This window comes from Yersinia ruckeri ATCC 29473 (genome assembly GCF_000754815.1).
GTDB lineage: Bacteria > Pseudomonadota > Gammaproteobacteria > Enterobacterales > Enterobacteriaceae > Yersinia > Yersinia ruckeri.
This window is the reverse complement of record NZ_KN150747.1, coordinates 1365699-1380218: the sequence shown is the minus strand read 5'-3', so window position 1 is coordinate 1380218 and position 14520 is coordinate 1365699. Positions and strand designations below refer to the sequence as shown.

The following is a 14520-nucleotide window of genomic DNA, read 5'->3' as shown; positions in this document are numbered from 1 at the left end:
AGGGTTTGGGGTTTGGGGTTTGGGGTTTGGGGGGCGGGCAACGAAAAAGGACACCTCAATCAGTGTCCTTTCATAATATTCAGCCGTTAGCTAGAACAACCATCGTCAATCTGTGGCGACGAAATCAGACTTAGTTGCTACCAAACACCCGATTTTCTTGCTCTGCAACGCGGATAAAAGTGGTGCGTTTGGTGAGTTCTTTCAGATGAGAAGCACCAACATAAGTACAGGCTGAGCGTAATCCGCCCATAATATCACGCACGGTGTTATCAACCGAACCACGCAATGGTAATTTTACAGTTTTCCCCTCGGCAGCACGATATTCAGCTACCCCACCCACATGTCGTGTCATTGCCGACTCAGAACTCATACCGTAAAACAGCATGAATTTCTCGCCATTCTCTTCGACAACTTTGCCTTCACACTCATCATGACCCGCTAGCATTCCGCCCAACATCACGAAATCTGCGCCACCACCGAAAGCTTTTGCCACATCGCCAGGAACAGAGCAACCGCCGTCACTGACAATCTGCCCACCTAAACCATGAGCCGCATCAGCACATTCAATCACCGCTGAAAGTTGCGGATAACCCACACCAGTTTTTACTCTGGTGGTACAAACCGAACCTGGGCCAATACCGACTTTTACAATATCAGCACCGGACAAAATTAGCTCTTCAACCATCTCGCCAGTAACAACATTACCAGCACAGATCACTTTATCAGGACAGGCTTCACGGGCTTTTTGCAAGAACGCCACAAAGTGTTCCGAATAACCATTCGCCACATCGATACAGATGAATTTCAGTGCTGGAGAAAGAGCCAGGATTTGCTTCATTTTGACAAAGTCAGCCTGAGACGTACCAGTAGAAACCATCACGTGGCGTAACACGGATTCAGGTACCCGGCGCACAAAATCGGCCCATTGCTCAACAGAATAGTGTTTGTGTACAGCGGTGAGCACATCAAATGAGGCAAGAACTTCAGCCATACGGAAGGTGCCGACGGTATCCATATTGGCAGCAATAATTGGGACACCAGCCCAACTGCAACCTGAATGTTTGAAGGTAAACTGGCGGTCTAATTCAACTTCGGAGCGGCTCTTCAGCGTGGAGCGTTTAGGTCGAATCAATACATCTTTAAAACCTAATTTCAAACCTTCTTCAATACGCATGGCTTTTAGTTTCCTGGTTATTGGCGATAGATCGCAAAACGAGATCGGGCGTGATAGACGCCATTTCCAGTGAAGCTATCATACGCAGGAATAATTCTTCGGCAAGACTGCGAATTTACCTTTATTTAAGCTACACTCCCACAAATTACCTGAAAATCACCGAAACTCTCCTACCTAAATGAATCACGTTATCTTCTGTTTTTATTTAGTAGACGCCCGCGTAAATTTGCAAAATATGCACATCCATAGCTAGCTGGCTGATACATTTGATAATCAGCATATCTGAATGCATACACGCTATGTCTAACACGCTACTTTCAGTTACAATTCGCTTATTCAACGGCAGTATGCAAGGCGACCTGATGACTTATATTGTTGCACTTACTGGAGGAATTGGCAGTGGCAAGAGCACGGTGGCCAATGCTTTCGCCAATTTAGGTGTTTCTTTGGTCGACGCTGATGTTATTGCCCGTCAGGTTGTAGAACCTGGCACGCCAGCGCTAAACGAGATTAAAAGCCGTTATGGACAGAACATTCTGCTCACCGATGGATGCCTGAATCGTTCAGCATTGCGGGAAAAAATATTTAATGATCCACAAGAAAAAAACTGGCTCAATGCACTATTGCACCCGTTAATCCAGCAAGAAACGCAACGTCAGCTCGCCATGATCGAGGCGCCTTATGCACTTTGGGTGATCCCGTTGCTGGTTGAAAATAACCTGAGCAATAAAGCAAATCGAGTATTGGTTGTAGATGTTGCACCAGAAATTCAACTTAAGCGTACCATGGCAAGAGACGGTATCAGCCGTCAGCAAGCAGAACATATTTTAGCCTCGCAGGTCTCTCGTCAACAGCGTTTGGCCTCCGCAGATGATATTATTGACAATAGCGGTGATCCCTCAACGATCCCGCCGCTCGTTGCCTCTCTCCATCACCGATATTTAAGGTTGGCGACCGTGACCCAACAGGATTTACATCGATGAGTGATCTCACCTCAACAGTACTTTTTGAACACCCGCTTAATGAAAAAATGCGTACTTGGTTGCGTATCGAATTCTTGTTGCAGCAATTAGAAAATCAACGAAGTTTGGCCAATATTGCCAATGCTCTGACCTTTTTCCGTACCGCCTCTGATTTGATCGATGTTCTCGAACGAGGTGAAGTACGTACCGATTTGTTGAAAGAACTTGAGCGACAACAACAAAAACTACAGTTGTGGGCCGATGTTCCTGGCGTCGACATGACGGTTATTGATAAGTTGCGTGAGCAGTTAAAACAACGGGCATCAGTGCTGATGTCAGCTCCGCGGATTGGACAGTCGCTGAAAGAAGATCGGCTAATCAGTCTGGTTCGCCAGCGTCTCAGTATTCCCGGTGGCTGCTGTAGCTTCGATTTACCAACATTGCATATCTGGCTGCACTTGCCTCAAGGACAGCGGGATCGACATATCAATACGTTGCTCGATACTTTGACACCATTGAACCAATCGTTGACGATAATTTTGGATTTAATCCGCCAATCTGGCCCATTGCGCAGCCAAATCAGCCTAAACGGATTCTTTCAGGATAACGCGGAAGGAGCCGATTTATTGCGGTTACGCATTTCAATGGAGCACCAGCTTTACCCACAGGTTTCAGGCCATAAGACCCGTTATGCCATACGTTTTCTGCCGCTGGATAGCGAGAATGGCACCGTACCGGAACGGCTAACATTCGAATTAGCCTGTTGTTAATTTCGCATTCAGTAAGATGATAAGCGACCGTATAAGCGTTATGCTGTAAGCAAGTTTCAGGAGATAAAATGGATTCAAGCGAAATTCAGGTTAATTGCCCAACCTGTGGAAATACCGTTATTTGGGGTGAGCAAAGCCCTTATCGTCCCTTCTGCTGCAAACGTTGCCAGCTAATCGATCTCGGCGAATGGGCCGATGAAGAAAAGCGAATCCCAAGCCAGGGCGAGCTTTCTGATAGCGATGAGTGGAGCGAAGAAGATCCCCAGTGACAGTGCCACACGGTGCGAGAGTTGACGGTATATTTTTGTTAACTCCCATTGTGATAATAGGAGCAACGAGAGACTGCTCCTATCCAAGAGGCTTTACACTTGAGATCTCAGCAACTCAACAATCGACAGATTCGCAGGTGGAAACTCTTCTGCCTGTAATTCGCTTTGTTTTACCCAACGCATAGGTTGTCCTTCGCGACCAAACGGTTCTCCCTGCCATTGTTCCACCAGATAAAACATCAGTGTGACGATGCGATCGGGAAAATGATGCTCCAGCGTTTTTATTGGTATCGCGTTTTGTACCACAATGCCGGTTTCTTCCAATAATTCACGATATAAAGCGGCATCAGGCGTTTCGCCCAGTTCTATTTTACCGCCAGGAAACTCCCAGAAACCCGCCATATGGGCATTTACCGCACGTTGCGTAATAAAAATCTCTTGTTGCGCATTGCGGATAATACCTACAGCAATCTGTAAGTGTTTCATACTGTTATTCCCCGTTTTATCTCGCGTTAACTTCCGGTTAGCACGAATTTAAGCAAAAAGAAGGGCGGTCTATTCGGCCGCCCTGCAATTTACTGTTTTAACTATTTTACCCAGCTACAGCGTTATTTCTGCAAACGGCCATGGCACTGCTTATATTTTTTGCCTGAACCACAAGGACATGAGTCATTACGACCTACTTTGCGCTCAAGGTTTGCCGCGACTCTCGCCTCTTCCTGTGACATCAAAGCACTATTGTCATTTTCATGGCTTAGCTGCTGCTGTCTGGCCAAACGCTCGGCTTCTTCACGACGCTGGACTTCCAGCGCTTCAACTTCTTCCGGCATACGAACCTGAACTTTGCTCAGCACGCTAATCACTTCATATTTTAGGGATTCCAGCATAGCCGCGAACATCGCGAAAGACTCACGCTTGTATTCCTGTTTAGGGTCTTTCTGCGCGTAACCACGGAGATGGATACCCTGACGCAGGTAATCCATGGCGGCCAAATGCTCTTTCCACAGGGAATCCAGCGTTTGTAGCATCACGCCTTTTTCGAAACTACGCATCATTTCAATGCCAACAACTTCTTCTTTGCGGTTGTAAACATCAATGGCCTGCTGAAGTATGCGCTCACGTAATGTTTCTTCGTGTAGCTGTGGCTCATCTTCCAGCCACTGTGCAATCGGCATATCCAGGTCGAAATCGTTTTTCAAACGCTGTTCCAAGCCTTCAATATCCCACATTTCTTCTAGAGACTGTGGTGGAATATAGCTGTCCAGCGTCACTTTGAAGACATCTTCACGGATGCTATTAATGGTTTCACTAACGTCAGACACGTCCAACAACTCATTACGTTGGCTATAAATCGCGCGACGCTGGTCGTTGGCAACATCATCATATTCCAACAATTGTTTACGGATATCGAAGTTACGACTTTCAACTTTACGCTGGGCATTAGCAATCGCTTTGGTCACCCACGGATGTTCAATAGCTTCGCCAGGTTTCATACCCAGTTTACGCATCATGCCAGACACGCGGTCAGAGGCAAAAATACGCATCAATGCATCTTCCATTGACAGATAGAAGCGGGAGGAGCCGGCATCACCCTGACGACCAGCACGACCACGCAGCTGGTTATCAATACGACGGGATTCGTGGCGCTCGGTACCAATGATGTGCAAACCACCCGAAGCTAAAACAGCATCATGGCGAACTTTCCAGGCGGACTTAATCTCGGCAATCTGCTCTTCAGTTGGGTCTTCCAACTGTGCGATTTCGCTCTGCCAGCTACCACCCAACACGATGTCGGTACCACGACCAGCCATGTTGGTGGCAATAGTCACCGCTCCCGCCTGACCTGCCTGAGAAACAATTTCTGCTTCCATAGCATGGAATTTGGCGTTCAGAACCTTGTGTTCGATACCGGCTTTAGTCAACTCAGCAGAAACCACTTCGGATTTCTCGATGGAAATAGTCCCCACCAACACGGGCTGCCCTTTGGCCGTACGTTCACGAATGTCTTCAATAATCGCGCCAATTTTTTCCATTTCGGTCATATAAACCAGATCTGGCAGATCTTTACGAATCATTGGGCGGTTAGTTGGAACAACAATGGTATCCAGTTTATAGATAGAACTGAATTCGAAGGCTTCGGTATCAGCAGTACCGGTCATACCGGCCAGTTTTTCGTAGATACGGAAATAGTTCTGGAAAGTAATGGATGCCAGGGTCTGGTTTTCATTCTGGATTTCCACGCCTTCTTTAGCTTCAACAGCTTGATGTAGACCATCAGACCAGCGACGCCCCTGCATGGTACGGCCAGTATGTTCATCGACGATAATCACTTCACCGTCTTTAACAATGTAGTCGACGTCACGGGTAAACAGCACGTGGGCACGCAAGGCAGCAGTTACGTGGTGCATCAACATAATGTTGGCCGGAGAGTACAGGGACTCGCCTTCTTCCATAATGCTGGCTTCGACCAGCATCTGTTCAATCTTAATCAAACCGCGTTCAGTCAAATGCACCTGACGGGACTTTTCATCCACCGAGAAGTGACCTTCCCCCTGGAAACTATCTGAATCCTCTTTTTCCTGGCGTATCAGTTTTGGAATCAGTTTGTTAACCCGAATATACATTTCTGAACTGTCTTCTGCCGGGCCAGAAATGATTAATGGTGTACGGGCTTCATCGATCAAGATGGAGTCAACTTCATCGACCAATGCATAGTGCAACGGACGCTGTACGCGCTCTTCTGGGCTGAATGCCATATTGTCGCGCAGGTAGTCAAAACCGTATTCGTTGTTAGTGCCGTAAGTAATGTCGGCGGCATAGGCTGCACGCTTGGCTGGCGCAGTCATACCTGGCAGGTTGATACCAATGCTCAGACCCAGGAACTCAAACAGTGGACGGTTGTTTTCCGCATCGCGCTGTGCCAAATAATCGTTGACGGTTACGACGTGGACACCGCGACCGCTTAACGCATTTAGGTAGGCAGGCAGCGTCGCGGTCAGGGTTTTACCTTCACCGGTACGCATTTCGGCTATGCAACGTTCATTCAGCACCATGCCACCCAGTAACTGCACATCAAAGTGGCGCATACCGAACACACGTTTACTGGCTTCACGTACGACGGCAAAAGCTTCCGGAAGCAGGTTTTCCAATACTTCGCCTTTTGCCAGACGGGCACGGAATTCATCCGTTTTGGCTCTTAATTCTTCATCGGACAGCTTTTCCATGTCCGGTTCCATGCGATTGATAACATCAACCACTTTGCTCATACGGCGCAGAGTACGATCGTTACGGCTGCCAAAGACTTTGGTAAGTAATTTGATTAGCATAATTCTTTATATCTCTTACAAGACCACCAAACCGGCGGTCAAAGGTTTCGTTAAATTGAATTCTTCAGAAGATAGCTAGCTGTAGCGAACGGGGCCGGCTCGAATACCTTGTACTTGAGCAAGCCATAAGCCAGGTTGATGTAGGGAGAAAACGGGCTGAGGTGCACGTTTGGTATAACGAATGATAGTTGGTGGCCGCGACTCATGAGTGAGTAATGCGTTAAGCGTATCCAGCAGAGCAAGCTGTTGAATCTGTGTCGGCTCAATCTGCTCTAGCTTTTCAACCTCTTCCTGAACGCGACTGTAGGAAACCTGAGGCGCAAGCGCAAAAGAAAGATGACGAATGACGGTGCGAAGCGCATGCTGCTGCCAATAGTCTACGCTGAATGAAGAGCGACGATGCGTGTCTTGCAATAATGCAAGACTCTGAAAATGACTGGAAGCACCGTTATTCTGGCGACTTTGGCTAGACGATGTACTCGGCAACGCGGCTTGATCCGGTGCGCCGGACAGGTTGGACGGCACGCCAAGACTCGCCGCGACCATCCCCAACAGGAGATGCGGCCAGAAATAACGTCTGCCAAATTGTCGCCAACGATTTAGAATACCGATCACAAGTTTAAAATCCGCCGGAGCCCTGTCAATGCGTGAAAGCCGCCCACAATTATTAGATATTCTGTTCGATGATGCGACTGCAGCGGAAAAAGGCCCACTGCACAACGTACAACAACGCGCTGTCGCACTGTTAAAACTCAATCGTGCGGTGAAAGGATTACTCCCATCACAGTTGCAGCCTTGGTGCCGTGTAGCTAATTATCGACAGAGTGTTTTGGTGCTGGAAACCGCCAACGCCAGTTGGTTAATGCGGTTACGTTACGAACAACCCAACCTGCTTTCAGCACTACGAGCGCAAATTCTACCATCATTGTCTTCAATCGACATCAGGATTAATCCTGCGTTAATGGCGAAGGGACATAACAAAATACAAGAAGCCATTAAATCTTCGCAGAAAACCGAAGAAACGGTGCCATTACGCCACTTGAGTTTGGAAAGTGCAAAGGAATTACGAGGATTAGCTAGCCGTAGCCCGGAAAAATTAAGGACTATTTTGGAACGGCTGGCGGCGTTGGCCGGAGAGAGTGCCAACGCAACCAAACGTGAGAAGTAATCGCTTTTAGTAAGCCAATACCGTGGACGGTGCTTTAAATGCCAATGGCATTTCGGCTTCGTCCTGGAACGTCACATATTCCCAAGCTTCCTGTTTGGCCAATACGGCTTGCAGTAACTTATTATTCAGTGCGTGACCCGATTTGTACGCGGTGAACGCACCAATAATATTGTGGCCGCACATAAACAGGTCGCCGATGGCATCCAGCATTTTGTGACGAACAAACTCATCTTCGAAGCGCAGGCCATCTTCGTTCAGAACGCGGTAATCATCTACCACGATGGCACAATCGAAACTACCGCCCAGGCACAAACCGCGGGACTGCAAATATTCGATATCACGCATAAAGCCAAAAGTACGCGCACGACTGATTTGCTGTACAAATGAATCAGCCGAGAAATCCAAGCGGTAACGCTGCGTACTGGAATCTATCGCCGGGTGATTAAAATCAATGGTGAAATCTAAACGGAATCCATTAAATGGAGACAGCTCAGCCCATTTATCACCGTCTTCAATCCGTACGGTATCTTTCAGGCGCAAGAATTTCTTCGCTGAATTCAGCTCTTCAATTCCGGCATCTAGCAGTAAGTACACGAAAGGACTCGCGCTACCATCCATAATCGGCACTTCAGGTGCGTTTACTTCTATAACAATGTTATCGATCCCTAACCCTGCTAAAGCAGCGTTGAGATGTTCAACGGTTGAAATACGCACGTCATGCTCATTGACCAGGCAAGTACAGAGCATGGTATCACGCACGGATTTTGCATCTGCCGGGAAATCAACCGGTGGATTCAAGTCAGTGCGACGATAGATGACCCCGGTATTAGCCGGCGCGGGTCGCATTGTCAGCGTGACTTTTTTGCCGGTATGCAAACCGACACCCGTCGCCTGTACAATACGTTTTAATGTCCTTTGTTTGATCATCGTTTTATCTCGCAATGTTATCCATCCTACCGATCTAGCATATAAGAAGATCGGCGGGACAGTTTAGCACAAAGAGCGGAGATTCCAAATTTTCGGAAATTAATCCGCCTGCTTACGCAAGAAAGCTGGAATATCCAGATAATCAGGCTCTTTGTTCGTTTGAGCCGTCTGGTCGTTCACCACTTTAGCTGCAGCTTTAACTTCCTGCGGCAAAGGTGACATACCGTGCTGCTGGTAACGGTGATCCATCACTGGCTGAGTTTGCTTATTGGTAACCAGCGTGATTTCAGGACGTTTGTCCATACCGATACCCGTAGCAACCACGGTGACACGCAGTTCATCGTTCATTTCAGGATCCAGTGACGTACCAATAACCACGGTAGCGTTGTCAGATGCGAAAGCACGAATTGTGTTACCTACAGTTTCGAATTCATCCAAACGGAGATCGAAACCAGCAGTGATGTTAACCAGCACGCCACGGGCACCAGACAAGTCGATATCTTCCAACAACGGGCTGGAAATCGCCATTTCTGCCGCTTCTTCCGCACGATCTTCACCACAGGCAACACCGGAACCCATCATGGCATAACCCATTTCGGACATCACGGTACGCACGTCAGCAAAGTCAACGTTCATCAGGCCCGGACGAGTGATCAATTCAGCGATCCCCTGAACAGCGCCTTTCAACACGTCGTTGGCTGCACCGAATGCATCCAGTAAGGAAATGCCGCGACCCAGAACTTTTAACAACTTGTCGTTCGGAATAGTGATCAATGAGTCCACATGTTTGGACAACTCGGCAATACCCTGCTCAGCGAATGCCATGCGTTTTTTGCCTTCAAAGTTGAAAGGCTTGGTAACCACGGCGACTGTCAGAATACCCAGTTCTTTTGCTACTTCAGCAACTACTGGTGCCGCACCGGTACCGGTACCCCCACCCATACCTGCCGCGATGAAGACCATATCTGCGCCATCAAGTGCTGCACGCAGAGCTTCTCGGTCTTCTTCCGCTGAATTACGACCCACTTCCGGGTTCGCACCAGCACCCAGACCTTTGGTAATACCGCTACCGATCTGAATAGTCTGGCCAACTGCCGTTTTACGTAGCGCCTGAGCGTCTGTATTAACGGCAAAGAATTCAACACCTTCGATGCGCTCACGCACCATGTGTTCGACAGCGTTGCCACCGCCACCGCCGACGCCGATGACTTTAATCACCGCGTCATTGGTCAGTTCCATAGGTTCAAACATAGTTTCTCTCCGTTTTGTGCCTGTCGCTTCGAGATCAAAAAATATGTTCAGCATGATCTCTTTATTGAAACATTAAAACTCTTTTCTCAGCCAGCTATTGATACGTTTAAACCAATTGCCCACTGAGGCACGTTTTTCTACTTCTGACTCACCACTGAGATGAGATTCTTTACCGTAATGCAATAACCCAACAGCAGTGGAGTAATAAGGTTCCTGCGCATAATCCGTCAGCCCGGTAATATTAAGCGGCTGCCCAATTCGTACCTGAGCATGGAACACCCGCTGTGCACATTCAGCCAAGCCATCAATTTGTGCCGCACCGCCAGTCAGGACAATACCTGCTGCCAAATGGTGCTTTACGCCTTGCTGACGTAATTGTTCCTGCAATTGTAAAATCTCATCATTTACCAGATTCAGCAGTTCGGTATAGCGTGGTTCAATCACCTCGGCCAGTGTCTGTCTTTGCAGACTACGAGGAGGTCGTCCGCCAACACTTGGCACTTCTACACTTTCGTCCTTGCTGACAATCGACCCGAGCGCGCAGCCGTGTCGAACTTTAATCGCTTCCGCATCCGTCGGTGGTGTCCCGAAGGCATAGGCTATATCGCTGGTAACCACATTCCCGGCGTAGGGGATCACTTTGGTGTGGCGCAGCGCGCCAGCAGTATAAACCGCCATATCCATAGTGCCGCCGCCGATATCTACCACACAAACACCTAATTCGCGTTCGTCTTCGGTCAGTACCGCATAACTGGCGGCCAGACCGGCAAAAATAAGCTGATCGACTTTCAAACCACAGCGCTCAACCGCTTTGACAATATTCTTCGCCATATCGTTATGGCAGGTAATCAGGTGTACTTTGGCCTGCATCCGCACGCCGGAAAGACCGACCGGATTCTTGATCCCTTCCTGGTAATCAATCGCGTATTCTTGTGGGATAACATGCAAGATCCGATGTTCGTCACGCACACGTACCGACTTCGCGGTATGCACTACGTTCTCTACATCTTCCTGAGTCACTTCCTCTTCTGAAATAGGAACCATCCCGATTTCATTCTGACAACTTATATGTTTACCCGATAATGCCAGATAAACAGAGGAAATTTGGCAATCTGCCATCAACTCTGCTTGATCGATCGCACGCTGGACGCATTTCACCACCGATTCGAGATCGTTAACGCCACCCTTATCCATACCACGGGACGGGCAGCTGCCCACCCCAATAATGTTGACCATGCCATCGGGCAGAACTTCCCCTACCAATGCGGAGACCTTTGCCGTGCCGATCTCGAGACCTACTACCAGTTTTCTGTCCGTCGACTTGATCATTGTTGTTTTGCCTGTGCCTGATTCTGTTGCGGATTACTGTTCTGCTGATTACCGCCCTGCGGGTCGATAAATACTGGGGACCATCCCACGGCAGCGCCAGTGTCATAACGCAGGTCGATATAGCTGACCCGCTTGTCTGGCTGCTGCTCTAACATCGGATACAATTCCATAAAACGTTGTAAACGCCCCATGCGGTCATCCCGACCCAGTTCCAGCCGAACGTCATTATCTAAGGCCAGTTGCCAAGAATGGCGTGCAGTCATTGCTGCCATTTTCAGCGTAAATTTATTGGCCGCCAAAATCTTACTCATTGCCCGGTAGCCCTCAAGAACATCCTGTTCACTGCCTTCAGGCCCATACAGTAACGGCAGTTTCTGAGTGCCTACGCGCTCTGAAGGCACACTGAACGATTTCCCTGCATCATCAATCATATGCAGATCGTTCCAGCGAGCGACCGAAACATATTCCACCAGATGGATTTTCAGCTCATCCGGCCATTGTTTACGCACGCTGGCCTGCTGAATCCAAGGTAACCGTTCAATTTGCTGCTGGATGATATTCACATCCTGCGTCATAAAGGTACCTGGTGCGCCTAATGCCAGGATCGCCTGACGAATATCATCATTAGTGGTGTAATGGCGCTCGCCGGTTACGACCAATTTTGACAGTGGCAGTCGGCTGGCATCTTTCATCCACCCCACTACGGCCCAACCCCCCCACATCACCGTGCCCAGCACCATCAGCAGGAAAACCAGACCTGCCAGTTGACCGCCGTTACTTCGACGAGCGGCTCGGGTTTCGGCTTCTGCGACACGTTCCCGTGCGTTCAGGGCTGCTTGCGACATATCAGTTAGCCAACGCCAGAATACGCGTGACTAGCTGGGAGAAGCTCATCCCAGCCTGTTTGGCTGCCATCGGCACTAGACTGTGGCTGGTCATACCCGGCGAGGTATTAACCTCCAGCAGATAGAAACCACCGTCACCGTCCTGCATGACATCAACCCGTCCCCAGCCGCTGCAACCTAGCGCCTGGTATGCCTGACGAGCCAGTTCAGCCAATTGCTGCTCTTGTTGCTCACCTAAACCACTCGGACAAAAATACTGTTTAGTATCAGATAGATACTTCGCTTCATAATCGTAAAAAACACCGGTTGGCTGAATACGAATTGAAGGTAAAACCTCGTCACCCAGCATTGCCACCGTGAATTCCGGGCCACTGAGCCATTTTTCGATCAATATGTCATTATCGTGACGAAACGCTTCTTGCAATGCCGCATTCAATTCGCTGGCATGATTGACCTTGCTCATCCCCACACTAGAGCCTTCACGGCTTGGCTTGACAATGAGCGGCAGGCCAAGCTTAGCGATACCGGCAGCGAAGTCACCTGAAGAAAGTGTTTCAAATTGTTGACGAGACAGGGCAATAAAGGGAGAAACAGGCAAACCGGAAGCCTGCCACACCAATTTGCTACGTAACTTGTCCATCGTCAGCGCTGATGCCATCACGCCACTGCCGGTATAAGGCAATTGCAGGAAGTCCAATACGCCTTGCAGAGTACCGTCTTCACCCCCACGGCCGTGCAATGCAATAAAGGCTTTATCGAAACCTCGTTCTTTTAACTGAGTGACAGGAAAGTCACGAGTATCAATAGGATACGCATCAATACCGGCTTCCCGTAGCCCGGTTAAAACCGCCTGACCCGACAGCAACGACACTTCACGTTCAGCGGAGGTACCACCTAGCAATACGGCAACTTTCTCACCCATGGTGTTCCTCCTCTTTTGTCTGTGGTTGCAATTTGGTTTCGGCCAGATTGCGTGCAACCTTGCCAATATTCCCGGCACCTTGAACCAGAATCAGGTCATTATCATTGAGTACCTTTGCCAATACTGACGGTACGCTGTCGCTGTCTGACACCAGAATCGGATCCAACTGCCCACGGTTACGGATTGTCCGGCACAACGATCGGCTATCAGCCCCCGGAATCGCTGTCTCGCCAGCAGCATAGACATCCAACATCAGCAAGACATCCACGTCTTCCAGCACATTGGCAAAGTCATCGTACAAATCGCGAGTACGGGTATAACGATGCGGTTGGAAAACCATAACGATACGTTTGTCCGGCCAACCTGCACGTGCCGCTTTAATCGTGGCACTGACTTCCGTCGGGTGATGACCATAATCATCCACCAGCATCACACTGCCGCTTTTACCGTTCACCTTCTCCAACGGGAAATTGCCGAGAAAATCGAAACGACGCCCCGTACCTTGGAAGCTGCTTAGGGCGCGTAAAATTGCCTCATCATCGATGCCTTCTTCGGTCGCTACTGCCACGGCAGCAGCGGCGTTAAGCGCATTGTGGCGACCCGGTGCATTCAGGGTCACCGTCAGCAAAGATTTATCCTGACGGCGTAGAGTAAAGTGACCCTGCGGCCCAATTTGCCGATAGCTGGCAATCTGCACATCTGCGTCATCACTGAAGCCGTAAGTGGTGATGTGGCGGCCTACGCGCGGCAATAACTCACGCACCACAGGATCGTCCACGCACATCACTGCGCGGCCATAGAACGGCAGGTTGTGTAAAAAGTTGATAAACGTCTGTTTTAAATTTTCGAAGTCACCCTGATAAGTTTCCATATGGTCGGCTTCGATATTGGTCACAATCGCCACCATCGGTTGCAAATGCAGGAAAGAGGCATCGCTCTCATCAGCTTCTGCTATCAGATAACGACTAGAACCCAAACGCGCATGCACACCGGCGGCCTTCACCAAACCACCGTTAACAAAAGTAGGATCCAGACCCGCTTCCGCGTAAATACTGGAAACCATCGCCGTAGTCGTGGTTTTACCGTGTGTCCCGGCTACGGCAATACCATGGCGATAACGCATGAGCTCGGCCAGCATTTCGGCGCGGCGAATCACGGGAATCCGCGCTTCACGCGCAGCAACAATCTCCGGGTTATCCGCAGAAATCGCCGTTGAAACAACCACTACGCTGGCGTCACGAACATTTTCTGGACGATGATGGAAATAAATCTGTGCGCCCAATGCACTCAACTGCTGAGTGACCGAATTTGGCGCAAGGTCAGAACCACTAATTTGGTAGCCTTCGTTTGCCAACACTTCAGCGATACCACCCATGCCAGCACCACCAATGCCGACAAAGTGAATGTGCCGGACGCGTCGCATCTCGGGCACGATAGTACGTAGTTTCGCTAGTTGTTGTGTATTCACGGTTCTCTTCACTATGTAATTTGTTGCGTATTCACAGCCCGCGTTAAACGCCAACTGTTCATTAACTCTGCCCGTTACTTTTCACGCTACAGCGTGTTATCAGGCATAT

At 49.1% G+C, this 14520-nt stretch carries 14 protein-coding genes; 4 read left to right on the top strand and 10 right to left on the bottom strand.

Features of this window, described 5'->3' with window-relative positions:
- Positions 1-130: 130 nt before the first annotated feature.
- Positions 131-1174 carry a GMP reductase gene (locus tag DJ39_RS06070; RefSeq protein ID WP_004719079.1) on the bottom strand — a complete coding sequence of 348 codons (1044 nt, stop codon included), beginning with the start codon at positions 1172-1174 and terminating at the stop codon, positions 131-133.
- Positions 1175-1536: 362 nt separating this feature from the next.
- Here DJ39_RS06070 and coaE point away from each other — a divergent pair, with 362 nt between their 5' ends.
- The 3 genes from coaE (at position 1537) to yacG (ending at position 3175) form a co-directional block, all read left to right on the top strand.
- Entirely contained in the window at positions 1537-2157 is a 621-nt protein-coding gene (gene coaE / locus DJ39_RS06065) for a dephospho-CoA kinase (protein ID WP_038240845.1), read from the top strand.
- A complete protein-coding gene (zapD, locus tag DJ39_RS06060; RefSeq protein WP_038240848.1) occupies positions 2154-2906 on the top strand; it encodes a cell division protein ZapD in 753 nt (250 codons plus the stop codon). Before coaE ends, zapD begins: the two co-directional genes overlap by 4 nt.
- 68 nt (positions 2907-2974) lie before the next feature.
- Positions 2975-3175, top strand: a complete 201-nt coding sequence (gene yacG / locus DJ39_RS06055; protein ID WP_004719076.1) for a DNA gyrase inhibitor YacG — start codon at positions 2975-2977, stop codon at positions 3173-3175.
- 93 nt (positions 3176-3268) lie between these two features.
- Here the strand turns inward: yacG and mutT are convergent, their stop codons facing one another.
- From mutT to secM, 3 genes are all read right to left on the bottom strand, one after another.
- Entirely contained in the window at positions 3269-3661 is a 393-nt protein-coding gene (gene mutT, locus DJ39_RS06050) for an 8-oxo-dGTP diphosphatase MutT (RefSeq protein ID WP_004719075.1), read from the bottom strand.
- A gap of 122 nt (positions 3662-3783) precedes the next feature.
- Positions 3784-6501 carry a preprotein translocase subunit SecA gene (gene secA / locus DJ39_RS06045; RefSeq protein WP_004719074.1) on the bottom strand — a complete coding sequence of 906 codons (2718 nt, stop codon included), beginning with the start codon at positions 6499-6501 and terminating at the stop codon, positions 3784-3786.
- A 75-nt stretch (positions 6502-6576) separates the two neighbouring features.
- Positions 6577-7116 carry a secA translation cis-regulator SecM gene (gene secM, locus DJ39_RS06040; RefSeq protein WP_004719073.1) on the bottom strand — a complete coding sequence of 180 codons (540 nt, stop codon included), beginning with the start codon at positions 7114-7116 and terminating at the stop codon, positions 6577-6579.
- 28 nt (positions 7117-7144) lie between these two features.
- Between secM and DJ39_RS06035 the strand changes: the two genes are divergently transcribed.
- The gene (locus DJ39_RS06035; protein ID WP_004719072.1) at positions 7145-7669 is read left to right on the top strand and encodes a DUF721 domain-containing protein; all 525 of its coding nucleotides are present in this window, start codon (positions 7145-7147) and stop codon (positions 7667-7669) included.
- A gap of 6 nt (positions 7670-7675) precedes the next feature.
- Here the strand turns inward: DJ39_RS06035 and lpxC are convergent, their stop codons facing one another.
- From lpxC to murC, 6 genes are all read right to left on the bottom strand, one after another.
- Complete coding sequence (gene lpxC, locus DJ39_RS06030; protein WP_004719071.1) at positions 7676-8596, bottom strand: UDP-3-O-acyl-N-acetylglucosamine deacetylase; 921 nt, start codon at positions 8594-8596, stop codon at positions 7676-7678.
- Positions 8597-8695: 99 nt separating this feature from the next.
- Entirely contained in the window at positions 8696-9847 is a 1152-nt protein-coding gene (ftsZ, locus tag DJ39_RS06025) for a cell division protein FtsZ (RefSeq protein ID WP_038240851.1), read from the bottom strand.
- Between the two features lie 72 nt (positions 9848-9919).
- Positions 9920-11176 (bottom strand): cell division protein FtsA, encoded by a 1257-nt coding sequence (gene ftsA, locus DJ39_RS06020; protein ID WP_038240853.1) that lies wholly within the window; start codon positions 11174-11176, stop codon positions 9920-9922.
- Positions 11173-12021 (bottom strand): cell division protein FtsQ, encoded by an 849-nt coding sequence (gene ftsQ, locus DJ39_RS06015; RefSeq protein WP_004719068.1) that lies wholly within the window; start codon positions 12019-12021, stop codon positions 11173-11175. Before ftsQ ends, ftsA begins: the two co-directional genes overlap by 4 nt.
- 1 nt (position 12022) lies before the next feature.
- On the bottom strand, positions 12023-12943 hold the full coding sequence (locus DJ39_RS06010) for a D-alanine--D-alanine ligase (RefSeq protein ID WP_038251225.1): 921 nt from the start codon (positions 12941-12943) through the stop codon (positions 12023-12025).
- Positions 12936-14411 carry a UDP-N-acetylmuramate--L-alanine ligase gene (gene murC, locus DJ39_RS06005; protein ID WP_038240859.1) on the bottom strand — a complete coding sequence of 492 codons (1476 nt, stop codon included), beginning with the start codon at positions 14409-14411 and terminating at the stop codon, positions 12936-12938. Before murC ends, DJ39_RS06010 begins: the two co-directional genes overlap by 8 nt.
- Between the last annotated feature and the right edge of the window lie 109 nt (positions 14412-14520).